We start from the raw sequence: 23,961 nt of genomic DNA on the forward strand, positions 1-23,961 counted from the left end.
TCTCTGCGCCGCTCTTCTGCTGCGGATTTCCTTGCTACGCGCCCCTCAAGGAAGGTCCCGCATGAAGCGTGCCCACACACCTCGCACACATGACCGTTTCGGAGGCCACGACGCCGGCCGCCGTTCCGGTGGTCCGCACCGCTCCAGGAGTTACGGAAGCCGCCGGGCTCCCCAGGGCGAATTCGCCCCGCCGAAGACGGTCACACCCCCACTGCCCGCCGTCGAGTCGTTCTCCGATCTCGTCATGTCCGCAGGGCTGTTGGACACGCTGGGCCGCGAGGGCGTGACCGCTCCGTTCCCCATCCAGGCGGCGACCCTGCCGAACTCGCTGGCCGGCCGGGACGTCCTGGGCCGTGGCCGCACCGGCTCGGGCAAGACCCTGGCCTTCGGTCTCGCCGTGCTGGCCCGGACGGCGGGGCGGCGTGCCGAGCCGCGGCAGCCGCTCGCCCTGGTCCTCGTGCCCACCCGCGAGCTCGCCCAGCAGGTCACCGACGCGCTCACTCCGTACGCCCGTTCCGTGAACCTGCGGCTCGCCACCGTCGTCGGCGGGATGCCGCTCGGCAGGCAGGCCCGTGCCCTGCGAGGCGGGGCCGAGGTGGTCGTCGCCACGCCCGGGCGGCTCAAGGACCTCATCGACCGGGACGACTGCCGGCTGGACGACGTCGGCATCACGGTCCTGGACGAGGCCGACCAGATGGCTGACATGGGCTTCATGCCGCAGGTCACCGCACTGCTCGACCAGGTGCGCCCCGACGGGCAGCGGATGCTGTTCTCGGCCACCCTGGACCGCAACGTCGACCGGCTGGTCCGCACCTACCTGCACGACCCGGTGGTGCACTCCGTCGACCCGTCGGCGGGCGCGGTCACCACGATGGAGCACCACGTACTCCACGTGCACGACGCGGACAAGCACCGGACGACCACCGAGATCGCGGCCCGCGACGGCCGAGTGATCATGTTCCTGGACACCAAGCACGCGGTGGACCGGCTGACCGAGCACCTGCTGAGCAGCGGCGTCCGCGCGGCGGCCCTGCACGGCGGCAAGTCCCAGCCCCAGCGGACCCGGACCCTCACCCAGTTCAAGAACGGGGACGTGACGGTCCTGGTGGCGACGAACGTCGCCGCGCGCGGCATCCACGTCGACAACCTCGACCTGGTCGTCAACGTGGACCCGCCCGGTGACCACAAGGACTACCTGCACCGCGGCGGCCGTACGGCCCGCGCCGGCGAGTCCGGCAGCGTGGTGACCCTGGTCACCCCCGGCCAGCGTCGTGGTATGAGCCGGCTGATGATGTCGGCGGGCATCACCCCCCGGATCGCCCAGGTGCGCTCCGGCGAGGCGGAGCTGAGCCGCATCACGGGCGCACAGGCCCCGTCCGGCGTCCCGGTCGTCGTGCCCGCGCCGCGCGCGGAACGCCCCCGCGGCGGGTCCGCTCCGTCCCGCGGCCGCCGGGGGCGCCGCCCCGCCGGCGAGGCGGGACGGCCCCGGGCACAGCGACGCAGCGGCTCCGGCTCGGCCGCGTAGGACCCCCGGCCCGCCCGACCACCCCCTCTCGGCAGGAGACACCCATGACGCCGGTTCTGACCCAGCCCCACGCCCAGGCCGACGCACCTCGGATCCGTGACGACATGACGGTCGAGGTGGCGCTGTCCCTCATGGCCGGGGCCCGGGTCGATCACCTCGTCCTCTGCGACGGGGACGACCAGAGCACGGGCCTGATCACCCTGGCCCGGCTCAACGGACTCAGGAACGCCCCTACGTACACGGACCGAATCCGTCTCCGGGACGTCCCGGAGGCGTGACACACCGGCGGGCGACCGCCACCTGATACCGGGAAGGGCCCTGCCGACGCGCGTCGGCAGGGCCCTTCCCGCCGTGTCGCCGCCGCCCCCCCTTCGCCCGCCGGTACGTGATCGGACACCACCGGATGCCTGCCCTCGGCAGATCCCAAAATCTGTGTTTGTCGCAGTAGACATTTACGCCCTCCGACGTTAACCTTCTGCTCGTAGACATGGTCGGACAAGAACCCGAGAGGACGGAGAGCAGACGCCATCAGGATCGCCCGGCCCGGGAAGCTCCCGGCCCGGGTACCGCAAGACCCCGGATTGGATGGTGGTCCCCGGTCACGCAGCCGCGATCCCCGCACCCCTCCCGTAATCGGGCCGGGTAGCGGAAACAGAAGGTCGGCACCCGAAGAGGGCCGGCAGATGGTGTTGAATTTCCTTCGGGGCCCTGGTGCCGTACGGCGCCAGGGCCCCTCGACGCGTTGCACTACGAGGTGACATGCCAGCAGATACCCCGCTCAGCGATCGTCTGGACGACGACGACTACCCGGCCTACACCATGGGCCGGGCCGCCGAGATGCTCGGTACCACCCCGGGCTTCCTGCGCGCCATCGGCGAGGCGCGTCTGATCACGCCGCTGCGCTCGGAGGGCGGGCACCGCCGGTACTCCCGTTACCAGCTGCGGATCGCCGCCCGCGCCCGCGAGCTCGTCGACAGGGGAACCCCGATCGAGGCCGCCTGCCGCATCGTCATCCTCGAGGACCAGCTCGAGGAAGCCCAGCGCATCAATGCCGAGTACCGCCGTGCGGCACGCGAGGGGTCCGGCGACCCCGACGCCGGTCCGAGCTGACCGCCCGCGGTCCGTCCGCAGTCGAGCGGGACCCTCGTCCACTCCTCGTCACCCCAGGCCGGCGGCCTGGGGTTTGTCGTTCCCCGGCCGGTGCGCGGAGTCGCGGCCCGGGGCGAGCCGGTCCCCCGGCCATCAGGTCACCTGTCCCGGACTCTTGACTCGTCGAGCGGAAGTGGCGATTCTCGTCGCACACTTTGCGAGGTCATGACAAGAGGGTCTCGCTGATCCGCCGACCGAGGGACGTGGGCTGTGACCGGTTCCGGACGCCCGTACCGCCGACGCAAGAACGTCACCGTGGTGTCGCTCCTCCTGCTCGTGCTGTCGATCGCGCTCGGCCCCACCCCGAGTGCGGCGGCCGGGAACGACTGGTGGGAGCCGACCGCACGGCCCGCCCCGGACTCCCGGATCGGCGTCACGGGCGAGCCCTTCACCGGCACGAACGCCAAAGGCGAGGTGCGCGGGTTCGTCGACGCGCACGACCACATCTTCTCCAACGAGGCCTTCGGCGGCCGGCTGATCTGCGGCAAGGCCTTCTCCGAGCAGGGCGTGGCCGACGCGCTCAAGGACTGCCCGGAGCACTACCCCGACGGCTCGCTCGCCATCTTCGACTTCATCACCAACGGCGGCGACGGCAAGCACGACCCGAACGGCTGGCCCACCTTCAAGGACTGGCCGCGGCACGACTCGCTGACCCACCAGCAGAACTACTACGCCTGGGTGGAGCGGGCCTGGCGCGGCGGGCAGCGGGTGCTGGTCAACGACCTCGTCACCAACGGCGTGATCTGCTCGGTGTACTTCTTCAAGGACCGCCCCTGCGACGAGATGACGTCCATCCGGCTGCAGGCCAAGCTGACGTACGACATGCAGGCCTTCGTCGACAGGATGTACGGCGGGCCCGGCAAGGGCTGGTTCCGGGTCGTGACCGACAGCGCGCAGGCCCGCAAGGTCATCGAGCAGGGCAAGCTGGCCGTCGTCATGGGCGTCGAGACCTCCGAACCGTTCGGCTGCAAGCAGGTCCTGGACATCGCGCAGTGCAGCAGGGCGGACATCGACAAGGGGCTCGACGAGCTCCATTCGCTCGGCGTGCGCAGCATGTTCCTGTGCCACAAGTTCGACAACGCCCTGTGCGGGGTGCGGTTCGACTCGGGTTCGCTCGGAACGGCCATCAACGTCGGGCAGTTCCTGTCGACCGGCACGTACTGGAAGACCGAGACGTGCAAGGGCCCGCAGCACGACAACCCGATCGGCAACGCGGCGGCGCCCGCGGCCGAGAAGAAGCTCCCGGCGGGCGAGGAGGTCCCCTCCTACAGCGCCGACGCGCAGTGCAACGTGCGCGGACTCACCGACCTCGGCGAATACGCGGTGCGCGGCATGATGAAGCGCGGCATGATGCTGGAGATCGACCACATGAGCGTCAAGGCCACCGGCCGGGTGCTCGACATCTTCGAGTCCGAGTCCTACCCGGGCGTGCTCTCATCGCACAGCTGGATGGACATGGACTGGACCGAGCGGGTCTACGGCCTCGGCGGCTTCATCGCCCAGTACATGCACGGCTCCGAGGGGTTCATCGCGGAGGCGAAGCGCACCGAGGCCCTGCGCGACAAGTACGGCGTGGGGTACGGCTACGGCACCGACATGAACGGCGTCGGCGGCTGGCCGGGTCCGCGCGGGGCGGACGCTCCGAACAAGGTCACCTACCCGTTCAAGAGCGTCGACGGCGGCTCGGTCATCGACCGGCAGACCACCGGTGAGCGCACCTGGGACCTGAACACCGACGGCGCCGCCCACTACGGCCTCGTACCGGACTGGATCGAGGACATCCGCCGGGTAGGCGGCCAGGACACCGTCGACGACCTGTTCCGGGGCGCCGAGTCCTACCTCGGCACCTGGGCGGCCTCCGAGCGGCACGAGTCCGGGGCCAACCTGGCGGCCGGTGCCGCCGCGTCGGCGAGTTCCTCGGAGTGGAGCCTGTTCACGAGCTACAAGCCGCACCGGGCCGTCGACGGCGACCGCGGCTCCCGCTGGGCGAGCGACTGGAGCGACGACCAGTGGTACCAGGTCGACCTCGGCTCGCCGCGGACCGTCGGGCGGGTCACCCTCGACTGGGAGCGGGCGTACGCGAAGTCGTACCGGATCGAGCTGTCGGCCGACGGCACGACCTGGCGGACCGTCTGGTCCACGACCGCCGGTGACGGCGGTCTGGACACGGCGCGCTTCGCCGGGACGCCCGCCCGCTACGTCCGCGTCCACGGCCTGGAGCGCGGCACCGGCTGGGGCTACTCCCTGTACGAGGTCGGCGTCCACAGCGGCTGACGGGCACGAGAGGGACTCCATGGCACGGTTGCCGTCCGCCGAGCGGCGGCGACAGCTCACCGAAGCGGCGATCAGGGCGATGGCCCGGGACGGCGTCCCCAGGACGACGACCCGGTCCATCGCCGCCGAGGCGGGCGTCTCGCTGAGCGTCTTCCACTACTGCTTCGACTCCAAGCAGCAACTGATCGAGTCCGTCATCACCACCATCACCGGGCACTACGTGACGGTGGTGAAGGAGGCCCTGCGCCCCAGAGCCACCCTGGAGGAGACCGTCCGTGCGGGGTTCCAGGCGTACTGGGACCACGTCCGGGCCCACCCCGACGAGCACATGCTCACCTACGAGCTCACCCAGTACGCCCTGCGCCAGCCCGGTTTCGAACATCTGGCACGGCGTCAGTACGAGCTGTACGCCGAGACGTACACCGAGCTCATCGAGCAGCTGCGGCAGGCCATGGGGCTGCGGCTGCGCGTGCCCGTGCCCGTCCTGGCCCGCTACCTGGCCGCCATGACCGACGGCCTGACGCTCAACTACCTCGTCCTGGGCGACGATTCTGCCTGGACGGGCATCCTCGACACGGTCACCGCGCACGTCGCCGGACTGGTGCGGGAGAACTGACGGCGGTCTCCGCCTAATCAGCAGTCATGCGAACGCCTTTGAGGGGCATTCGAACAAAACAAGTCGAAAGTGAGGAGAGTGCGGCCCGTTGGGTCCGCGCCATCGACAACTGGGAGTTTTTCCATGGCGAGTTACGGCGGTTCCTCTGCCGCGTCCTCCGGTTCGCGTACCAACGGCCTGGCGATCGCGAGCCTGTGCTGCGGCATCGTCGGCCTGTTCTTCCTGAACATCATCCTCGGCCCGCTGGCCATCGTGTTCGGTGCCGTCGCCCGGCGCCAGGCGTCGGTCAGGAACGGTGCCGGGATGGCGAAGGCCGGCATCATCCTCGGCATCGTCGACGTCGTCCTGTGGCTGATCCTCCTGGCCGTGGCCAGCAGCAACGGCGGATTCAGCTGGTACGTCGGCGGCTAGCGCGCGCCCCACGGGCGGGGTGGGCGGATGGACCGACGGCGGCTCCCTGTATTCAGCGGGCCGCCGCGGTCTTCTTGCGGGCCCGGTACGCGGCTGCCTTGATCCTGTTGCCGCAGGAGTCCATCCCGCACCACTGCCGCCGCATACCCCGCGAGCGGTCGATGTAGGTACGGGTGCACTCCGGGTTCTCGCACTCCTTGAGCAGGGGCACGTCCGGGCCGCTCAGCAGCTCGATGGCGTGCCGCGCCACCAGCGAGAGGGCCTCGTCCGGCGTCGCCTGCGTCCAGCGCCCCGACGGAGTGAGCTGGGGGACGGCGGGCGGTGTGCGGGCCGCGTTGTTCAGCACGGTCAGCGCGGCCTTGTCGTACTCCTCCCCGCACCGGCGGGCGGTGACCAGTCGGTAGACCGCTTCCCGGACGGCCCTCGCCCGCTCGACGTCGGCCTCCTGACCGGGGGAGACCGCGTCGACCAGCCCGGACTCCACGTACCAGGCGTTCAGCCGGTCCGGCGTCACGAGCATCTCGAAGGGGGCCGAACGGCGTGCGCGGAGCGTGGCGGCGAAGTCGAGGGCCGGGTTCCCGCAGACGAAGACATGGTCGAGATTCACGTCACCATACTGGCCGGTGACCCTTGCCCGGGCAAGCCTCTGAGACGGCCGACGTCCAGGATGAAGGTGCCCGGGGGCGGGCGTGGGAGCAGCGACCAAAGCCCCCGGGTCGTCACCTGTCAAATCGGTAACGCATTCTCGACTGCCGCTTGCCGGCCCGGCGTCAGGAGTCGTACGGCCCCTCGCCCCTCGTGAGGTCGGCGCGGGCGCGGGAGGGGACCAGGCGGCGGTAGGCGGCACGGGCGTGCACGACACGGGCCAGACCGGTGCCGACGAGGGCGGCGGCGAGCAGGCAGGCGAGCCACGAGGTGTCGCGGTGGCCGGCCCAGGTGAGCACGCCCGCGGGCGGTATGGCGAAGCCGTTGAGGAACAGCCAGCACAGCAGGGCCGTGCCGGGGGCGGCCGTGAAGCGCGCGCACAGCCCCAGCAGGGCGGCCAGCACGGACAGCGCGAGCAGGGCCAGTCCGGGCCGGTCCGGCCCGACCACGGTGTTGAGGAGCGCCACCAGCGCCAGGGCGCCGCCCCCCGCCCCGGCCCAGACCAGCGGCGTGGCCACGGGCTGGGGCACGGGCCGGGCTCCGGTGCCCAGGGGCTTCCACTCGATCATGCTGGCGCTTCCTTCCGGTCCTCCTGGACGGAATTCTCCCCCGGTCCGTCCTGCCGGTTCCCGGGGTGCTCGCCAGGGTGCCAGCGGGCCCTGCCGCGGAGAACAGCCAATCCGGACAGCCGTTCCCGGCTCAAGGGGCGGGCGGAGGCGGCCTGTTTCGACACCTCGGCACCGGACCCCCGGCCGGTACGCGGCGGGCCGGGCGGCGGACGACGCGGCGTGCGAGGTTCGCACACGAGTTCCGCGAGGCCCACGCAGGAGCGCCGCGTCCCTCACGCCCCTGCGGCCTGCCGTACGGCGCGTGGGGACGCGCCGAGTTCCTTGCGGCAGGCCTTGTTGAAGGCCTGGAGGTCGGGGATGCCGACCGTCGCCGCGACGGCCGGGATCGCCAGGGTCGAGGCGACGAGCAGGTGGCGGGCGCGCTCCATGCGGCGGCGCCGGATGTAGCCGACGACCGTGTGCCCGGTGTCCTCGCGGAACAGCCGGGTCAGGTGGGTGTGCGACACCCCGGCGACCCGGGCGATGCCGGGCACGCTCAGCGGATCGGCCAACTGCTCCTCGATGTGGGCGACGGCCGCGCGCAGCGCCGGGTGCCGGGTCCCCGAGGGCGGTGCGGCGGCCTCGGTCAGGCCGGTCGTGCGCCACAGCACCGTCCACAGTTCCGCGGAGGCCCGGGCCGGGGACTGCGCGCAGGCCGCGATCGTCTGGCGCAGCAGCCCGCTCAGCACCGCCGTGTCCGACCCGGTGTCCTGCATCGCCGGAACCCGCCGCCGCTCCCCGTCGCCCGGCAGCCGGAAGTGGGCGTACAGGTGCTCGCAGCGCGTGGCGCCGTAGTGGAAGTGCACCTCCGTGCCGGGCGGTACGAGGCTGAGGTGGCCGGGGCGGATCGGGTGGCGGGCGCCGTCGAACTCCAGGGTGCCGGAGTAGCCGTAGAGGTGCAGTTGCCACAGGTGCGGGAGGCGGAAGACCTCGTGCGGGCCGGCCGAGCCGTGCACGCCCACCCCCGCGTGCACCAGGTCCGGCGGCAGGTCGAGGGTCAGTTCCACGGAGGCAGGCATGGTGGAAAATTACCAGTGGTTGCCGATTACGACCCACGACAGCCCACCTCCCCGCTTCTACGGTTGCGGCATGTCAACCACGAAACAGCTGCTGAGCTCGGCCGAGGTGGCGCGGTTCACGGCGCACGGTTTCCTGCGCCTGGACGGCGTCGTGCCCCGGGAGATGAACGAGGAGGCGCTCACGGTCTTCGCCGCCGGAGTGATGCCGCCCGTGCCGTACGGCACTCCCGTACCGGCGGCGTTCCCCGAGGGGTCCTTCACCCGCCGGCTCCTCCAACTGCCCGTGGTCGCGGGCGCCCTGGAGAGCCTGGTCGGACCGGACCCGGACGTCGACCACCACTTCCTGCACACCCGCATGCCCCATGAGGGCAGCGCCCAGCCGCTGCACGCCGACGCCCTCATCGACGTACGGCCCGACGCGTTCGACGTGCAGCTCATGTACTACCCGCAGGAGGTGACCGCCGACATGGGCGGCACGCTCGTCGTCCCGGGCAGCCACCTGCGCCGCATCAACGAGTCCGACACCGGCCGCTACCAGAACCTGCGCGGCCAGACCCGGCTGACCTGCCCGGCCGGGACCGTGCTCCTGCTGCACCACGGCATCTGGCACGGCGGGCGGCGCAACGACAGCGGCACCGTCCGCCACATGTACAAGATCCGCTTCAATCCGACCGTGCCGCAGGTGCGGCTGTGGGACACGCGGGATCTGGACTCCCCCGCCGTCCGCGAGGAGTTGGGGCGCTCCTTCCCCTGGTACGAGCAGGCCACGGGCCGGCTGGAGATCCACAACCGGGTCCTGCTGTGGCGCTCCCTGTCCGCCGACCCCGGCTTCGACATCGAGCACTGGGCCACCCGCATCGCCAACCGGCCCGCTGTTTCCGCCGCGCACGCCACCCTGAGGAGCACCGTATGACCACCACCCGGCAGCAGGTCCTCGTCCTCTACCTCGACACCTCCGCCCTGGACTCCCGGGTCGTCGGCTGGGCCCGTTACGACGGGACCGGCGCGACCCGTCCGACGACCGGCGACAGCGACGAACCCCCGTACGAGACGGGGGTCGGCGCCCTGGAGGACGGCTGGCGGCTGTTCCAGGCCGCCCCGCTGGTGCCGCCGTATCCGGGGGCTGAGCACACGACGTCGTTCCTCAAGCACGAGTTCTTCTTCGAGAAGCTGGTGCGTCACTGAGGACGGCCGCCGGAGCGGGCCTCGGCGGTGGCCTTCAGGTCGCGCAGCCAGGTGTCGAGGCCCCGGCCGAGGGCCTCGGTGGCGGTGGGGACGTCGGCTTCGACCTGGTCGCCGGTCCAGGTCTCCTCGGTGTGGACGCGCACACCGCCCTGGACCTTCCGGAAGGTCCACAGGTGGACGCCCTCGTCGATGCGCAGGCCCGCGCCGATCGCGGGTCCGTTCCACAGGATGCAGTCGTGAGCGCGCATCTGCCGGACGGTGGAGGTGATCTCGAGGGTGGTGGCGGGGGTTGTCGGGGTGGCGGGTGCCGGGGTCGTCCAGCGGAACCGCGAGCCCTTCCGCAGCGGGCCCGTGTCGAGGCGTTCCACCGAGGTGACCGGCGGCTGCCAGGAGGGCCAGTCCTCGACGTCCGTCTGAAGCTTCCAGACCGTGCGCAGCGGTGCCTTGATCACGATGTCGGACTCGTGGCGGATGAGGGCGCGGGGGTCGACGCCGTGCCCCGCGCACCGGGACGGGCCGGCGGTGCCGGGGGCGTCCGCCCGGGCGGTGGGGGCCGTGGCGGCGAGGACACCGGCGAGGGCGAGTGCGACCGCCGCGACGCGCGGACGGCGGGTACGGGGCCGGAGGTGCCGGCCGTATGCGGTCGGCCGGGTACTGGTGCCGGACATCGCGTGCCTTTCGATGGGGTGGACGGAGTGGGCCGGCCGGTTGGAGGCGGGGCCCGTCAGGGGACGAGGACGACCTTCCCGGCGACCGTGCCGGACTCGGCCAGGCGCAGGGCCTCGGCGGCGCGGGTGAGCGGCAGTTGCGCGGCGATCCGGGCGGTGACCTCGCCGCGCTGGAGGGCGTCGAAGACCTGGGCGAGGTCGGCGCGCAGCCGGGAGCGGAAGCGGTCGCGGGAGAGGGCCTTGCCGGCCCAGACGTTGTAGAAGAAGGCGCGGCGGCGGTTGGGCAGCGCGTTCCACATCCACACCCGCAGGAGCAGCTTGAGCACGGGCCACTGCTTGGAGCCCTCGTCGTCGCGGGTGGAAGCGCTGCCGTAGGAGACGAGGGTGCCGCCGGGGGCGAGCAGGCGCCAGGAGTCGGTGATGCCGCGGCCGCCGACGTGGTCGAAGACGGCGTCGACCCCGCCGGGGGCGAGGGCGCGGACGCGGGCGGCGACGTCGCCCGCGCGGTAGTCGACGGGGTCGGCCCCCTGGGCCCGCAGGGCGTCGTGGTGGCGCGCCGACGCCGTGCCGATCACCCGCGCGCCCGCGGCCAGGGCGAGCTGTACCAGGACCGAGCCGACACCGCCGTTCGCGCCGTGCACCACGACGGTGTGCCCGGCGCGGACGCGGGCCTTGCGGTGCAGCATCTGCCAGGCGGTGATGCCGTTGACGACGAGGGTCTCCGCCTCCGCCGCCCCGATGCCCTCGGGCACGGGTACGACGTCCGCCGCGTCGAGCAGCACGTGGCTGGCCCAGCCGCCGACCTTCACCAGCGCGGCCACCCGGGTGCCGGTCAGGCCCGCATCGGTGCCCTCGCCGGCCGTCAGCACCGTGCCCACGAGGTCGTAGCCCGGCACGAACGGGAAGGGCGGCTGGTCGTAGTAGCGGCCGCGTCGCATCTGCTGCTCGGCGAAGGAGACACCGGTCGCCTCCACGTGGATCACGACCTGGCCGGGGCCTGGGACCGGTACGGCCCCGTGGCGGATCGCCAGCCCCTCGGGCTCCACCCGGCCCGGCAGGACGACCTCGACGAGTTCTCCGGTGCTGTTCATGACGACCTCCGCTGACGCCTGATGCGTTACTTGCCCTTGCGTTCGTTATAGGTTGTAACGCAAATGCAGCGTGAGTGTCAATAGCTTGAGTGATAACCTCTAACCATGACCCCGTCCGAAGCCGGCACGACCCCCCGCGAGCGCTACCGCGCCCAGGTGCGTGCGGAGATCAAGGACCGTGCGTGGGAGCAGATCGCCACGGCGGGCGCCTCCGCGCTGTCCCTGAACGCCATCGCCAAACAGATGGGCATGAGCGGCCCGGCGCTGTACCGCTACTTCGGCGGTCGCGACGAACTGATCACCGAACTGGTCCGGGACGCGTACCGCAGCCTCGCCGACGCCGTGCGGGCGGCCGCCGCGAAGGACGGCCCCGACGTGCGGGTGCTGGCGCACGCCCTGCGGGACTGGGCCCTGGAGGATCCGCAGCGGTACTTCCTCATCTACGGCACCCCCGTGCCCGGCTACCACGCGCCCGACGACATCACCGCGATCGCGTCCGAGATCATGGCCCACCTCCTCGACGCCTGCGCCGAGGTGGGCGGCGACGCCCCGGAAGGCCCGTTCGACACCCACCTCGCGGAACACCGGGACTGGGCGGACGGCCACCCCGCCCCGCCCGCGGCCCTGCACCGCGCCCTGACCTTCTGGACCCGGCTGCACGGCGTCCTGTCCCTGGAACTGGCGGGCCACTTCACGGGGATGCGCTTCGACCCGGCCCTGCTCTTCACGGCCGAACTCGACGACCTGACGGGCCGCCCGCCCGCCCAGGGCCTGTGCTGAGTCGGGATCACGGAAGAGCCGGCAGGCTGCGTCACCAGAGGTGCATCGGCGTCCGGACTCGACATCGACCACACGGTCCCTCGTCGAGGCATAGGACAGCGGGTGCGGTGCATCCGCCTGGACCCCGTAACGCCGGGAAACCTACGCCAACGACCAAGGCGACGAAACGTCGGTGGTCGCGGCACTCAGCGCACCAAGGGGCTGACGAGGGCCCCCTGCCCCTGCCTCAAGAAGCTGAGCGAACTCCAGTACAACCCTCGCGTACCGTCACGGGTCATCTTCTCGCAGATCTCTCGTCTCACACGGCACACGGTAGTTGGGCCGCGCCGAAGGGGCGCGCCCCCCGGCTCCTGGCTCTTTCTGGAGTTTCTTTGCGCACTCGTCCATTCCTCCTGGCCGTCGGCCTGCTCACGAGCACCCTCGCGGTGACCGCGCCCACCGCCCACGCGGCTGGTCCGGCCGCCCCGTACGACTTCAACGGCGACGGCTACCGCGACCTGACCATCGGTGCCCCCGGCGCGACGGTCGGCGGCAAGACCAAGGCCGGCGCGGTCACGGTCGTCTACGGCGGCTCGACGGGCCCGAGCACCGCCAAGTACAAGCTCCTCACCCAGGACACGACCGGCGTGCCGGACAGCGCCGAGTCCGGCGACGGCTTCGGTACGGCTGTGGCCTCGGCCGACCTGAACAAGGACGGTTACGCGGACCTGGTCGTCGGCACACCGGGCGAGGACCGAAACGGCGACACCGACGACGGCATGGTCCAGGTCGTCTGGGGCGGCTCGTCGGGCCTGTCGGGCTCCCTCACCCTCTCCGGTGGCGGTGCCGACACCGACCGTCTCGGGCAGGCCCTCGCCATCGGCGACTTCGACGACAACGACATGATCGACGTGGCGATGGGCGGCAGGGGCGCCGTCGACCTCGTCATCCTCCAAGGCCCCTACACCAAGGCAGGCGGCGCCGACGGAGGCCTGCGGGCGGCGTCGATGGCGAACGCGCCCAAGCCCTATGACCCCGCGTACGGCGTGGAGTACCTGTCGGCGGCCGACATCTACGGCGAGGGCTTCGACAGCCTCGTCGTCCACGGCCGCAAGAAAGGCACCGACGACGCGCTCACGGCGGTTGCCGACACCCGCGTCCTGGACTTCCTCGGCTGGATGGAGTACGTGCCGGGCGGTTATGTCTCCGCCGTCGGCGACGTCACCAAGGACGGCCGCGCCGACCTCCTGATCGGCAACCACCGCGAGCCGTCCGCCGACCCCTCCGGGGCGCTCGGCGGCAAGGTGACGCTCGTGCTGGGCGCACCCGAGTCCCAGTGGGTCAACGCCCGCTCCACCGCGACGATCACCCAGGACGTCCCCGGTGTCCCCGGCGCCGCGGAATCCGGCGACGGTTTCGGTGGCGGCGTCGCCATCGGCGACTTCACCGGCGACGGCTACGGCGACCTGGCTGTCGGCACGCCGTACGAGTCCATCGGCACCGCCGAGGACACCGGCACGGTGACCCTGCTCCGCGGCATGAGCGTCGGCTGGTCGTCGACCGGCGCGGTCACCCTTTCCCAGTCCACCGCAGGCATCCCCGGCACGGCCGAGACGGGCGACCGCTTCGGCGCCCGCGTCGTCCTCTCCGACACGACGAAGGACGGCAAGGCCGACCTGACGACGTCCGCCCCCGCCGAGAACTCCGGCGACGGCGCCCTGTGGTGGCTGAAGTCGGCGACCACGTCGACCGCGAGCAGCTACGGTCCCGCGACGTTCGGCATTTCCACCACCGGCACCCCGGCCTTCGGCGCGACCCTACGCGGCTGACCCATGTCCCTCGCGGCGCGGCGGCCGGGCGCGCCGCCACGGCTGCCTCCGGGTGAACGCGGCCGTCCTGGCGTGACCGGCGGAGCCGCCGCGGGAAGGGCTGCCGCATGCCGAAGTTCCTCATCCAGGCCTCCTACACGTGCGACGGCACCCGCGGGCTCCTCAGGGAGGGCGCGAGCGGTCGGCGGGCCGTCGTGGAGCAGGTCGTCACCGGGCTCGGCGGGCGGGTCGAGGCCATGCACTTCGCGTTCGGGGCGGACGACCTCGTCATGATCGTCGACCTTCCCGACAGCGTCTCCATGGCCGCCGCGAGCCTCACCGTCAAGGCCAGCGGCGCCCTCCACACCCGGGCCACCCCGCTGCTCACCCTCGACGAGATCGACGAGGCCGCCCGCCGGGAGGTCTGCTTCCGCGCACCCGGCGCCTGAACCCCGCCCGTCCCGCTACGGTTCCGCACGTCGGGCCGTACGAGACGGGGGGTCGCACGTCGCCATGGGCATACGCGGGGAACTGCGCGGGTGGTGGGAGCGGGGCCGGGTCCTCGCGGTGACCCATCCGCTTGTCGTCGACATCGGCGTCGCGCTGCTCGTCCAGGGCGCGATGTCCATGCCGTTCCTCGTGCCGCGGGCTGCCGGGGCTCCGCCGGCGACCTGGGCCGCCTACGGCCTGAGCACGCTCACCGTCGCCCCCCTGGTCTGGCGCAGGCGCGCGCCCCTCGCCGTGCTGTTCGCGGTGCTGGCCGCCAACGCGCTGTACCGGCTGACCGTCGACGGGCCCGGGCAGCCGCTGCCGTACACCGGGCTGATCGTCACGTACACCATCGCCGCGCTCGCGCCCCCACTGCGGCGGCTCCTCGCCGGGCTCGTCCTGCTGGTCGCCGTGCCCGTGGGGGTCTGGCTCAACACCCGCTCCGCCCGTGAACTGACCTTCTCCCTCTTCGTGTTCGCCGCCGCCTACGTGTTCGGACGGCTGACCGACGCCCGGCAGCGGGCCCACCGCGTCGAGGCCGAACAGGCCGCCGCGCGTGAACGCGCCCGGATCGCACGGGAGATGCACGACGTCCTCTCCCACGCCGTGAGCCTGATGATCGTGCAGGCGGAGGCCGGACCGGTGGCCGTGCGGGCCGCGCCGGAACGGGCCGAGGCCGCCTTCGACGCCATCTCCGCGACCGGCCGGGACGCCATGGCGCAGCTGCGGGACATGCTCGGCGTGCTGCGGGACGGGGATGAGAAGTCCCCTCCCGCCGCCCCGCGCGAGCCGCAGCCCGGGCTCGCCGCGCTGCCCGGGCTGCTCGACCGGGTGCGTGGGAGCGGACTCGACGTGACGTACCAGGTCGTGGGGGACGTCCGGCCCGTCCCGGAGGGTGTCGGGGCCACCGTCTTCCGGGTGGTCCAGGAGGCCCTGACCAATACCCTCAGGCACGCGGAAGCGCGTACGGCGCAGGTGCGGTTGGCGTACGGGGAGGGCGAGTTGGAGGTCGGGGTGACCGATGACGGGCAGGGGCCGCGTCCCGTGTCCCGCCGGGGCGGGCACGGGCTCACCGGGATGCGTGAGCGGGCGGCGGCGCACGGGGGCAGCGCGGACACGGGGCCCGGCGCGGACGGGCGGGGGTTCGCGGTGCGGGTGCGGATTCCCGTGCCCGACGCGGCGGGGGCGGGGCGATGACGATCCGCGTGGTCGTCGCCGACGACCAGGAACTCGTGCGCAGCGGCTTCGCGATGATCCTGGACGCGCAGCCGGACATCGAGGTCGTCGCCGAGGCGGCCGACGGCGGCGAGGCCGTCGACGCAGTACGGCGGCACGCGCCCGACGTGGCGCTGCTCGACGTCCGGATGCCCCGCATGGACGGCATCGAGGCCTGCCGCGCGATCAGTGGGAGCGGCGCCTGCCGGACGGTGATGCTGACGACCTTCGACTCCGACGAGTACGTGTACGACGCACTGCACGCGGGCGCGAGCGGCTTCCTGCTCAAGGACGTCCGCCGGGACGACCTCGCGCACGCCGTGCGGGTCGTCGCCCGGGGCGACTCGCTGCTCGCGCCCTCCGTCGCCCGGCGTCTCGTGGAGCAGTACACCCGGCCCGCCGCCGCCCGGATCCGCCGGCCCGATCCCCGGCTGGACGTCCTGACCGGCCGGGAGCGCGAGACGCTGCTGCTGCTCGCGCGCGGTCTGTCGAACGCCGAGATCGCCGCCGAGCTGGTGGTCAGCGACCACACCGTCAAGACGCACGTCGGCAACGTGCTCGCGAAGCTGGGCCTCCGGGACCGGATCCAGGCCGTGATCTGCGCCTACGAGACCGGCCTCGTCGCGGCCGGGGATCCCCCGCCCGGGGGAGCGGCCGGGGCCGGGCCCTCCCCCGCCCCGGCGAGGAAGTGACGCCGCAGGACCGCCCGCGGGGGTGATCCGCGGGGCGGCTGCGCTGCGGAGGATGAAGCCGTCCTCGCAACGCCACTGCCTCGCACCGGAGTTCGCCATGAAGACCCGTACCCGTCTCCTGACCGCCACCGTGCTCGTCGTCTCGGTCGCGGCCGGGCCGTCCGTCCTCCCGGCCGCCGCCTCCGGCCCCGCCGCACCGGCCGCCGCGCGGGACACCACGGCGCGGTCCCCGTACACCGCCCTCGAAGAAGCCATCGCCGGCCTGCCCACCGCCGACGCCACCGCCGCCCTCGTGCGCGTCGGCGGCACAGAGGGTGCCTGGCATGGCAGTTCGGGCGTGCACGACCTGCGGTCCGGGCGCCCCGCGGATCCGGACGCCCGCTTCCGCGTCGGGTCCGTGACCAAGGTCTTCACCGCCGCCGTCGTCCTGCAACTGGCCGCGGAGGGCCGCCTGGACCTGGACCGCAGCGCCCGCTCGTACCTGCCGGACCTGATCCCGGCGTCCTACGCGGGCGTCACCGTCCGGCAGCTCCTGAACCACACCCACGGCATCCCCGCCGCGGACCTCCCCGGCGCCACCGTCGAGGAGTGGTACGCGAACCGTTTTGAGGTCCACGACCCCGAGGACATGATCCGCTCGGCCACGTCGAAGAAGCCCGAGTTCACCCCCGGGGAGCGGCAGCACTACCTCAACATCGGGTACACCGTCGCCGGCCTGATCGTCGAACGCGTCACCCGCGACTCCTACGAGCACCAGGTCGCCCGGCGGGTGCTCGGGCCGCTGCGCCTGCGGGACACCTACTTCCCGGGGACCGATCCGCGCATCACCGGGCCGCACAACCACGGCTACCAGACCATGCGGCTCGACGACGGCACGACCGGGCTCCGGGACGTCTCCGTGTGGGGGGCGACGGACGCGTGGGCGGCCGGGGACCTCATCTCGACCACCGCGGACCTGGAACGGTTCACCCGCGCCCTGTTCCGGGGGCAGGTCGTGCGCGGGCCGCTGCTGGACGAGATGTTCACGCTGCCCGAGGTGACCGACGTCAAGACCGGCGAGCCGGCCGCCTACTCCGTCGGTCTGTCCATGAAGGTGCTCGGCGGGCGCGAGGTCTGGGGCAAGACGGGCGGGCGCTGGGGCTACAACGCCGCCGTCGCCTCCACCCGCGGCGCTACCCGCACCCTCGTGTACAGCGTCAACTCCACCGACGCCAAGGGCCAGGACATGAACGCGACCGCCGAGAGAATCCTGGTCGCCGCCTACGGCAGGCCGTAGGGGCGAGAGAAGGCTCACACCGGTGGCGTCGCCCGGACGAGTCCGGTCCGGTAAGCGATGACGACCAGCTGCGCGCGGTCCCTGGCGTGTGCAGCCTGGTCATGGCCCGGTGATGTGCGTGCGGACGGTCAGCGGGCTCGGGGCGAGGTCCTCGGCGATCTCCGTGTCGGACCTGCCCTCGGCGGCCAGGGCCCTCACCTCGCGTGCGCGGACCGTGAGGTCGGCGAGGCGCTCCGGCGGGGTCAGGTGGGTGCCGGGGGCGGGCGCCGTCATCATCGGTGTCGAACGTCTGCCGGGCTCCTCGGGCGGCGGCCTGTCCCGTCGTCGTGCGGCTGCCGACAGTCTCCGGCACCCGGTACGCAGGACGAACGGCCCTCCGGGTCCCCCTCGGGTGCGACAATCCCGAGCCGTCCGATCCGGCCTGTGCTACCTTGGCTGACGTTGCAGTTTTGGTTCCCAGAGACTTCGAGTGCTCTTTCGACCTTTCGTCGACGAGCACTTTTTTTGTTTCCGAGGCTTCTCGGATCTCCCGCGGGTGATCATTTCGGCGACTACGGGTCCGCAAGGTGCGGGCCCTGAGTACTGCCCTCAAAGGAGATTCAGATGGCGAACGGCACCGTGAAGTGGTTCAACTCGGAAAAGGGCTTCGGCTTCATCGAGCAGGAGGGTGGCGGCCCGGACGTCTTCGCCCACTACTCGAACATCGCCACCTCGGGCTTCCGTGAGCTCCAGGAAGGCCAGAAGGTCACCTTCGACGTCACGCAGGGCCAGAAGGGCCCGCAGGCCGAGAACATCCTTCCCGCCTGACGCGTACGCGCATGCCCTGACCGGGGCCCGCACCCTCGCGGTGCGGGCCTCGGCTCGTTTTGTTCTTCTCCGGCTCAACTCTTGCGAATCCAGCGGCCTTGCCGGGCCGCCGCGCATTCCTCGACGCGTGCCGCATCGAGGAAGGTTCCCCATGGACCGTACGGCTCGCAGGAACAACGGCTCCCCCCATTCCCGAGGCAACGGGTCCCGGTCCCGTAAGCCCGGTGGCGCGAACAGCGCCTCCCGCCCGTCGGGCGGCGGCCGCGGCGGGCGCCGCCCCGGCGCCGGCGGGGAGTTCGCACCGCCCGTCACACTCACCCCGGCGCTGCCCGCCGTCGAGGCGTTCGACGACCTCGACCTGCCCGAGCGGCTGCGGGCCGCGCTGCGCGCCGAGGGCCTGACCGCGCCGTTCCCGATCCAGGCGGCGACGCTGCCGAACTCGCTGGCCGGCCGGGACGTCCTGGGCCGCGGGCGCACCGGCTCGGGCAAGACGCTCGCCTTCGGGCTCGCCCTGCTGGCCCGTGTCGACGGGCGGCGGGCCGAGGCCCGGCAGCCCCTCGCCCTCGTCCTGGTGCCCACCCGCGAGCTGGCCCAGCAGGTCACCGACGCCCTCACCCCCTTCGCCCGCGCGCTGCGGCTGCGGCTCGCCACGGTGGTCGGCGGCCTGCCGATCGGCCGGCAGGCCAACGCACTGCGCAGCGGCGCCGAGGTCGTCGTCGCCACGCCCGGGCGCCTCAAGGACCTCATAGACCGAGGCGACTGCCGTCTGGACCAGGTCGACATCACCGTCCTCGACGAGGCCGACCAGATGACCGACATGGGGTTCATGCCGCAGGTCACCGCCCTCCTCGACCAGGTGCGGCCGGGCGGGCAGCGGATGCTGTTCTCGGCCACCCTGGACCGCAACGTGGACCGGCTGGTCCGCACCTACCTGCACGACCCGGTGGTGCACTCCGTCGACCCCTCGGCGGGCGCGGTCACCACGATGGAGCACCACCTGCTGCACGTGGAGGACGACGACAAGCACGCCACCACGACCCGGATCGCCGCCCGCGACGGACGCGTGATCATGTTCCTGGACACCAAGCACGCCGCCGACCGGCTGGCCAGGAAGCTGCTCGCCGTCGGCGTGCGCGCCATGGCCCTGCACGGCGGGAAGTCCCAGTCCCAGCGGACCAAGACCCTGGCGCGCTTCAAGGACGGCGACGTCACGGTCCTGGTGGCGACCAACGTCGCCGCCCGCGGCATCCACGTCGACAACCTCGACCTCGTCGTCAACGTGGACCCGCCGGGCGACCACAAGGACTACCTGCACCGGGGCGGCCGTACCGCGCGGGCCGGCGAGTCCGGCACCGTCGTCACACTGGTCCTGCCGCACCAGCGGCGCGAGATGACCCGGCTGATGGCCGACGCCGGGATCACCCCGCAGATCACCCGGGTCCGCCCGGACGCGTCCGAGCTGAGCCGCATCACCGGGGCGCAGGAGCCCACGGGCGTGCCCGTCGTCCTCGCACCGCCGGCCGCCGAGAAGCCGCCCGCGCGCACGGGCTCCGGCCCGAACCGGCGCCGGAGCAGGCCGTCCCGGGGCCGCCGCCGCTGAACCCACGGGAGCGGGGCGGAGGGAAGCGCGGCACGGCGCCGTCACACGGCGCGACGCCCCCGTCGGCCGTCGCGCGGGGGCGTCGGCGAACGGGGGCGTCGTTGCGGAAGGCGTGCGGGGAGGTCAGCCGCTCGTCACGTCCGTCACCTTCCAGCGCTGGTTGGAGCCGGAGTTGGGCTGCCAGACGCCGACGGAGGCACCGTCGTTCGTGGACTGGCCGCCGACATCGGGAAGTTGCCCGGTCGCCGCGTTCACGAGCGTCCATGAACCGTCGCCGGTCGAGGACGCGATCCACTGCGCGGCGTCGTCGCGCCGGCCCTCGTCGGGTTCGGCGACGAGGGCTCCGTCACGGACGGCCAGACGCTTGCCGGAAGCCGTCTCCGTCAGCACGTACCGCTTGCGGTTGTCCTCGCCGCGGATCTGCGCCACCCGCCACTGCTGCCCGCTGGGGTCGGTCGTGTCCGGGGTCCTGATGACCAGGCCCGTGCCGTTGCCGGCGAGAGTGAGGTCCTTGCCGCTCTGGACGCCGGTGAGCCGGTAGGTGTGGCCCGTGCGCAGCTCGGCCGCGTCCTTCGCGACCCCGGACACTCCCTTGACCAGGAAGGACGTCACCGACTGGCCGGGCACGGCGAGCGTGGCCCGCTTGCCGGAGACCCGGACGGGCTTCTGCTTCTCCAGCTTGCCGTCGGAGCTGGTCACCACCGGGGTGACCGTGGCGCGGGAGGAGACCCGGCCGAACTTCGACAGGTCGAGCGTCACCTCGTGCGCCTCGGTGGCGCTGTTGACGTGGACGACGGTCGCCGCGTCGCCCTTGCGGGAGATCGCCGCGGTGCTGGACGTGTCGTCCGTCTTGATCAGCCGGTCGCCGGGCTTGATGAAGTGCGTGAAGTTGCGGGCCGTGTCGAACTTGGTGTTGGTGTGGATCGGGCAGGACTTCAGGGTGTCCTTCGAGGTGCAGCTGAACGGGAGCTGGATCTCGCCCCAGTTGCCGCCCTTCGCGGACTCGCCGCCCGGCTTCATGTTGTCGTAGTCCTCGACCGGTTGCCAGAACACCCAGGCCTTGGGCTCCAGTTCGCGCAGGTCGTCCACCATGCGCTGGGCGAGGCCCAGACCGGGCCGCATGTCGGTGAAGCTCTGGCCGTCGCCCCAGTCGCCCTCGACCTCGCTCATCCACAGCGGCTTGTCGGCGGCCTTGGCCAGGTCGCGGACGGTGGTGCGCTGCCCGGTGCCGTAGGTGTGGACGTTCATCCGGCCGACGAGGTCGCGGACCTCCTGGGGGTAGGAGTTCCAGTTCGTCGCGAAGATGCCCGGGTTGGTCTCGTCCATCGCGGATATCTCCGCCTTCGAACGGGACTTGTCCAGGACCAGGGCCAGCGCGCGGAGCACCTTCTGCTGGAGCTCGGGGCCGATGTGGGCGCCCTCCTGGCGTCCCCCGACCGGCTCGCCGTCGGGGCCGAGCTCGGTGCCCCAGTATTCGGTGTTCGGCTCGTTGAAGGGATCGAGGGTGTCGACCTTGATGCCGTGCGCCTTCTCCAGCCGCTCGGTCGCGCCCACCAGGTACTCGGCGAAGTCGTCGACGGAGTCGGTCTTCAGCTGGTCCTTGCCGGCGTCGAAGTTGCCGGAGACGTAGCCGCTCTCGGTCATGAACCAGGGCGGGGAGTTGCTGAAGGTCTCCCAGTGGGTGATGTCCTGCTTGATGCGGTCGACCCACCAGCGCTGGGTTTTGTCCGCGTTCTTGTTCCAGTCGGCCGGGTCGTCCGCGTCCCACCAGTCGACGTCCTCGCGGGTGGTGCCCGCCGGGGCCTTCCACCAGCCCTCGACGGCGCCGCCGGCCCGCAGGTAGTCCTTGACGTCGGGGGCGTTGCCGCCGCCGATGTTGTAGCGGGCGATGTTGAGGTCGAGACCGTCGTCGCCGAAGAGGAGCCGGTAGAGCTTCTCGCGGACCGCGGGCGGGTAGTCGCCGGTGGCGTTCGCGAACCAGACCAGGCTCGTGCCCCAGCCCTCGAACGCGTCCCCCGCGTAGGAGGGGTCGGGCCGGACGGTGACCCCGGCGGCCACGGCCCCGGCCGGCTCGGCGTGCGCGGCGGGCAGGGTCGTCGTGGCCAGGAGGGTGCCGGTCGCCACGGCGGTGACGCCGATGGCCCCGAGGAGCCTTCTCTTACGGGTGCGGTGTGCCATCTCGAGTACTCCAGCTCTTCTGCGTGCCGCGCGTCCCGGCGGGCGCAGAGATCGAGGCCTGCGTAGTACGACTGGTACGGGTTCGGTGGCTTTGCATACGATTTCGACCAGGCGATGTTTACGTAAACATCCGCTGGCGGGATGTCTACACTGTCCGAATCTCAGGGGTCAAGGAGTCGTTCCGGACCCGAAGTGCGCGCCGGGAGCGCGTCGAGGGAGGCGAGGGGCGGGTGGGCACGGTGAACGGCGAGAGCGAGCCGGGCGGCACGAGTCGTACGCGACGACGCGCGGCCCGGCCCCGGCAGGGTGCCTCCATGGCGGACGTCGCCCGGCTCGCCGGGGTCTCCGCGCAGACCGTCTCCCGCGTCTCCAACGGCTTCCCGGGCGTCACCGCGGACACCCGCGCACAGGTCCTGGCCGCCATGCGGGAGCTCGGCTACCGCCCCAACAGCGCGGCGCGGGCGCTGCGCCGGGGCGAGTTCCGCACCCTCGGCGTGATCACCTTCTCCCTCTCCACCATGGGCAACATCCGCACGCTGGAGGCCATCGCCACCTCCGCCGCCGAGCACGGCTACGCCGTCACACTGCTGCCGGTGGCCGTCCCCACCCAGGACGAGGTGAACGGCGCCTTCTCCCGGCTGGGCGAACTCGCCGTGGACGCCGTCATCGTCATCATGGAGATCCACCTGCTCGACGCGGCGACGGTGTCCCTGCCGCCCGGTGTGCAGGTCGTGGTGGCCGATTCCGACGCCGGTGACCGTTACACGGTCGTCGACACCGACCAGGCGGGCGGTGCCCGGGACGCCGTACGGCACCTTCTGGACCTCGGGCACGACACGGTGTGGCACCTGGCCGGCCCGGAGGGCTCCTTCGCCGCCCAGCGCCGCGCCAACGCCTGGCGCGACACCCTCACCGAGGCGGGCCGCACGCCACCGCCCCCGGTCCGCGGCGACTGGTCGGCGGAGTCCGGCTACCGCGCGGGACTGCGGCTGGCCGACGAACCGGAGTGCACGGCGGTGTTCACGGCCAACGACCAGATGGCCCTGGGCCTGCTCCGCGCCCTCCACGAACGCGGCCGCCGCGTCCCCGAGGACGTCAGCGTCGTCGGCTTCGACGACATCCCCGAGTCCGCGTCCTTCCTTCCGCCCCTGACCACGATCCACCAGGACTTCGCTGAGGTGGGGCGGCTGTGCGTGGAGGGGGTGCTCAGCAAGATGCGGGAGTCCGGCACGGGACACGGGACGACCCTGGTGCCCACGCGTCTGGTGCGGCGGGCGAGCACGGGAGCGCGGCGGCCGAGCTAGTGCCGCGGCAGGCAACGTTTGCCCGTGAAGGAGCGGCGTCCGTGCGTGCTCTGGGGGTGCCCCCTGCTCGAAGAGCTTGGGGGAGTGCCGGCCGGAAGCCCTCGTACTGGACGTACGGCCGGTGCGGCGAGAGGGCGTGCCGGGCGTCGCGACGGGGCGAACGTTGCCTGCCGCGGCACTGGGTCGTGTCCGCGGACGCCGGTTCGCTTCGGTCTCAGCCGGTGGGAGGAGTGAACTCGGGCTGGTCGAGGACGCGCAGCCAGCTTCCGTCGGCCTGGCGCCTGACGACCTGCGCGCGAGCACCCGCCCCGTCCTTCGGAGGGGTCGACGTCAGGGCGATGTCGCCGCTGACCAGGGTGGGCAGCGGCGCTTCCGGCTCGAAGCGGGGGCCTGCGGCCAGCACCTTCTCCCACAGTGCGCCGATCGCTTCCCGCCCCACCGTCCGTTGGCCGGGCGGGTAGGCCAGCACAGCGTCCACTTCGTACAGCGCGGCCACTCCGGCGGCGTCGCCGGCGTTGGACCGCTCGACGAACAGGCGGGTGATGTCCTCGGGGCGCATGGCTTTCTCGTACTCCGGCACGGGTCCTCCTGGTGTCGGGATGTCTTGGTGCGTCCAGCGTCTTCGGGCAGTGATCAGAAGTC

General features: G+C 72.2%; 24 protein-coding genes and 1 pseudogene. 17 read left to right on the forward strand and 8 right to left on the reverse strand.

Features of this window, described 5'->3' with window-relative positions; translation table 11 throughout:
* Positions 1-61: 61 nt before the first annotated feature.
* From ACFZDI_RS22245 to ACFZDI_RS22270, 6 genes are all read left to right on the forward strand, one after another.
* Positions 62-1,525, forward strand: coding sequence for a DEAD/DEAH box helicase (locus ACFZDI_RS22245; RefSeq protein WP_391252652.1), 1,464 nt, complete (start codon positions 62-64; stop codon positions 1,523-1,525).
* 44 nt (positions 1,526-1,569) lie between these two features.
* Entirely contained in the window at positions 1,570-1,803 is a 234-nt protein-coding gene (locus tag ACFZDI_RS22250) for a CBS domain-containing protein (protein WP_391252654.1), read from the forward strand.
* Between the two features lie 481 nt (positions 1,804-2,284).
* Positions 2,285-2,635 carry a MerR family transcriptional regulator gene (locus ACFZDI_RS22255; protein ID WP_234849082.1) on the forward strand — a complete coding sequence of 117 codons (351 nt, stop codon included), beginning with the start codon at positions 2,285-2,287 and terminating at the stop codon, positions 2,633-2,635.
* A 249-nt stretch (positions 2,636-2,884) separates the two neighbouring features.
* Positions 2,885-4,948, forward strand: a complete 2,064-nt coding sequence (locus tag ACFZDI_RS22260; protein WP_391252657.1) for a discoidin domain-containing protein — start codon at positions 2,885-2,887, stop codon at positions 4,946-4,948.
* Positions 4,949-4,967: 19 nt separating this feature from the next.
* Positions 4,968-5,564 carry a TetR/AcrR family transcriptional regulator gene (locus ACFZDI_RS22265; protein ID WP_234849080.1) on the forward strand — a complete coding sequence of 199 codons (597 nt, stop codon included), beginning with the start codon at positions 4,968-4,970 and terminating at the stop codon, positions 5,562-5,564.
* Positions 5,565-5,687: 123 nt separating this feature from the next.
* The gene (locus ACFZDI_RS22270; RefSeq protein ID WP_234849079.1) at positions 5,688-5,975 is read left to right on the forward strand and encodes a DUF4190 domain-containing protein; all 288 of its coding nucleotides are present in this window, start codon (positions 5,688-5,690) and stop codon (positions 5,973-5,975) included.
* 52 nt (positions 5,976-6,027) lie between these two features.
* On the opposite strand, the gene ACFZDI_RS22275 is transcribed toward ACFZDI_RS22270, so the two are convergent.
* The 3 genes from ACFZDI_RS22275 to ACFZDI_RS22285 all read right to left on the reverse strand — a co-directional run bounded on the left by ACFZDI_RS22275 (position 6,028) and on the right by ACFZDI_RS22285 (position 8,247).
* On the reverse strand, positions 6,028-6,582 hold the full coding sequence (locus tag ACFZDI_RS22275) for an ABATE domain-containing protein (protein WP_234849078.1): 555 nt from the start codon (positions 6,580-6,582) through the stop codon (positions 6,028-6,030).
* A 163-nt stretch (positions 6,583-6,745) separates the two neighbouring features.
* Positions 6,746-7,189 (reverse strand): hypothetical protein, encoded by a 444-nt coding sequence (locus ACFZDI_RS22280; protein WP_391252659.1) that lies wholly within the window; start codon positions 7,187-7,189, stop codon positions 6,746-6,748.
* 272 nt (positions 7,190-7,461) lie between these two features.
* On the reverse strand, positions 7,462-8,247 hold the full coding sequence (locus tag ACFZDI_RS22285; RefSeq protein ID WP_391252661.1) for a helix-turn-helix domain-containing protein: 786 nt from the start codon (positions 8,245-8,247) through the stop codon (positions 7,462-7,464).
* A 70-nt stretch (positions 8,248-8,317) separates the two neighbouring features.
* Between ACFZDI_RS22285 and ACFZDI_RS22290 the strand changes: the two genes are divergently transcribed.
* Both ACFZDI_RS22290 and ACFZDI_RS22295 read left to right on the forward strand, forming a co-directional pair.
* Positions 8,318-9,160: a phytanoyl-CoA dioxygenase family protein gene (locus ACFZDI_RS22290; RefSeq protein WP_391252663.1), complete on the forward strand. Its 843-nt coding sequence runs from the start codon at positions 8,318-8,320 to the stop codon at positions 9,158-9,160.
* Positions 9,157-9,432, forward strand: coding sequence for a hypothetical protein (locus ACFZDI_RS22295; protein WP_391252665.1), 276 nt, complete (start codon positions 9,157-9,159; stop codon positions 9,430-9,432). Before ACFZDI_RS22290 ends, ACFZDI_RS22295 begins: the two co-directional genes overlap by 4 nt.
* Here ACFZDI_RS22295 and ACFZDI_RS22300 read toward each other — a convergent pair.
* The gene (locus tag ACFZDI_RS22300; protein WP_391252667.1) at positions 9,426-10,100 is read right to left on the reverse strand and encodes an SRPBCC family protein; all 675 of its coding nucleotides are present in this window, start codon (positions 10,098-10,100) and stop codon (positions 9,426-9,428) included. The two genes, ACFZDI_RS22295 and ACFZDI_RS22300, sit on opposite strands and share 7 nt — an antisense overlap.
* A gap of 56 nt (positions 10,101-10,156) precedes the next feature.
* Complete coding sequence (locus ACFZDI_RS22305) at positions 10,157-11,191, reverse strand: zinc-binding dehydrogenase (RefSeq protein ID WP_391252669.1); 1,035 nt, start codon at positions 11,189-11,191, stop codon at positions 10,157-10,159.
* 105 nt (positions 11,192-11,296) lie between these two features.
* Here ACFZDI_RS22305 and ACFZDI_RS22310 point away from each other — a divergent pair, with 105 nt between their 5' ends.
* From ACFZDI_RS22310 to ACFZDI_RS22335, 6 genes are all read left to right on the forward strand, one after another.
* On the forward strand, positions 11,297-11,971 hold the full coding sequence (locus ACFZDI_RS22310; protein WP_234849841.1) for a TetR/AcrR family transcriptional regulator: 675 nt from the start codon (positions 11,297-11,299) through the stop codon (positions 11,969-11,971).
* A 371-nt stretch (positions 11,972-12,342) separates the two neighbouring features.
* Positions 12,343-13,779 carry a hypothetical protein gene (locus ACFZDI_RS22315; protein ID WP_234849842.1) on the forward strand — a complete coding sequence of 479 codons (1,437 nt, stop codon included), beginning with the start codon at positions 12,343-12,345 and terminating at the stop codon, positions 13,777-13,779.
* A gap of 107 nt (positions 13,780-13,886) precedes the next feature.
* Complete coding sequence (locus ACFZDI_RS22320) at positions 13,887-14,207, forward strand: GYD domain-containing protein (RefSeq protein ID WP_391252671.1); 321 nt, start codon at positions 13,887-13,889, stop codon at positions 14,205-14,207.
* A 64-nt stretch (positions 14,208-14,271) separates the two neighbouring features.
* On the forward strand, positions 14,272-15,444 hold the full coding sequence (locus ACFZDI_RS22325) for a histidine kinase (RefSeq protein WP_391252673.1): 1,173 nt from the start codon (positions 14,272-14,274) through the stop codon (positions 15,442-15,444).
* The gene (locus ACFZDI_RS22330) at positions 15,441-16,154 is read left to right on the forward strand and encodes a response regulator (RefSeq protein ID WP_391252675.1); all 714 of its coding nucleotides are present in this window, start codon (positions 15,441-15,443) and stop codon (positions 16,152-16,154) included. Before ACFZDI_RS22325 ends, ACFZDI_RS22330 begins: the two co-directional genes overlap by 4 nt.
* 97 nt (positions 16,155-16,251) lie before the next feature.
* Positions 16,252-17,430, forward strand: coding sequence for a serine hydrolase (locus ACFZDI_RS22335; RefSeq protein ID WP_391252677.1), 1,179 nt, complete (start codon positions 16,252-16,254; stop codon positions 17,428-17,430).
* Between the two features lie 14 nt (positions 17,431-17,444).
* On the opposite strand, the pseudogene ACFZDI_RS22340 reads toward ACFZDI_RS22335, so the two are convergent.
* Positions 17,445-17,703, reverse strand: a pseudogene (locus ACFZDI_RS22340) (response regulator transcription factor); the annotation flags it as partial.
* Positions 17,704-18,033: 330 nt separating this feature from the next.
* Between ACFZDI_RS22340 and ACFZDI_RS22345 the strand changes: the two are divergent.
* Positions 18,034-18,237, forward strand: coding sequence for a cold-shock protein (locus ACFZDI_RS22345; RefSeq protein ID WP_015031667.1), 204 nt, complete (start codon positions 18,034-18,036; stop codon positions 18,235-18,237).
* A 151-nt stretch (positions 18,238-18,388) separates the two neighbouring features.
* Complete coding sequence (locus ACFZDI_RS22350) at positions 18,389-19,837, forward strand: DEAD/DEAH box helicase (RefSeq protein WP_361112766.1); 1,449 nt, start codon at positions 18,389-18,391, stop codon at positions 19,835-19,837.
* 123 nt (positions 19,838-19,960) lie between these two features.
* Here ACFZDI_RS22350 and ACFZDI_RS22355 read toward each other — a convergent pair whose 3' ends face one another.
* Complete coding sequence (locus ACFZDI_RS22355) at positions 19,961-22,015, reverse strand: RICIN domain-containing protein (protein ID WP_391252679.1); 2,055 nt, start codon at positions 22,013-22,015, stop codon at positions 19,961-19,963.
* A 314-nt stretch (positions 22,016-22,329) separates the two neighbouring features.
* On the opposite strand from ACFZDI_RS22355, the gene ACFZDI_RS22360 reads away from it, so the two are divergent.
* Positions 22,330-23,319, forward strand: coding sequence for a LacI family DNA-binding transcriptional regulator (locus ACFZDI_RS22360; RefSeq protein ID WP_234849849.1), 990 nt, complete (start codon positions 22,330-22,332; stop codon positions 23,317-23,319).
* Between the two features lie 214 nt (positions 23,320-23,533).
* On the opposite strand, the gene ACFZDI_RS22365 is transcribed toward ACFZDI_RS22360, so the two are convergent.
* Positions 23,534-23,899, reverse strand: a complete 366-nt coding sequence (locus tag ACFZDI_RS22365) for a nuclear transport factor 2 family protein (protein WP_234849850.1) — start codon at positions 23,897-23,899, stop codon at positions 23,534-23,536.
* Between the last annotated feature and the right edge of the window lie 62 nt (positions 23,900-23,961).

This window comes from Streptomyces sp. NPDC007907 (assembly GCF_042959365.1).
Classification (GTDB): domain Bacteria; phylum Actinomycetota; class Actinomycetes; order Streptomycetales; family Streptomycetaceae; genus Streptomyces; species Streptomyces indiaensis.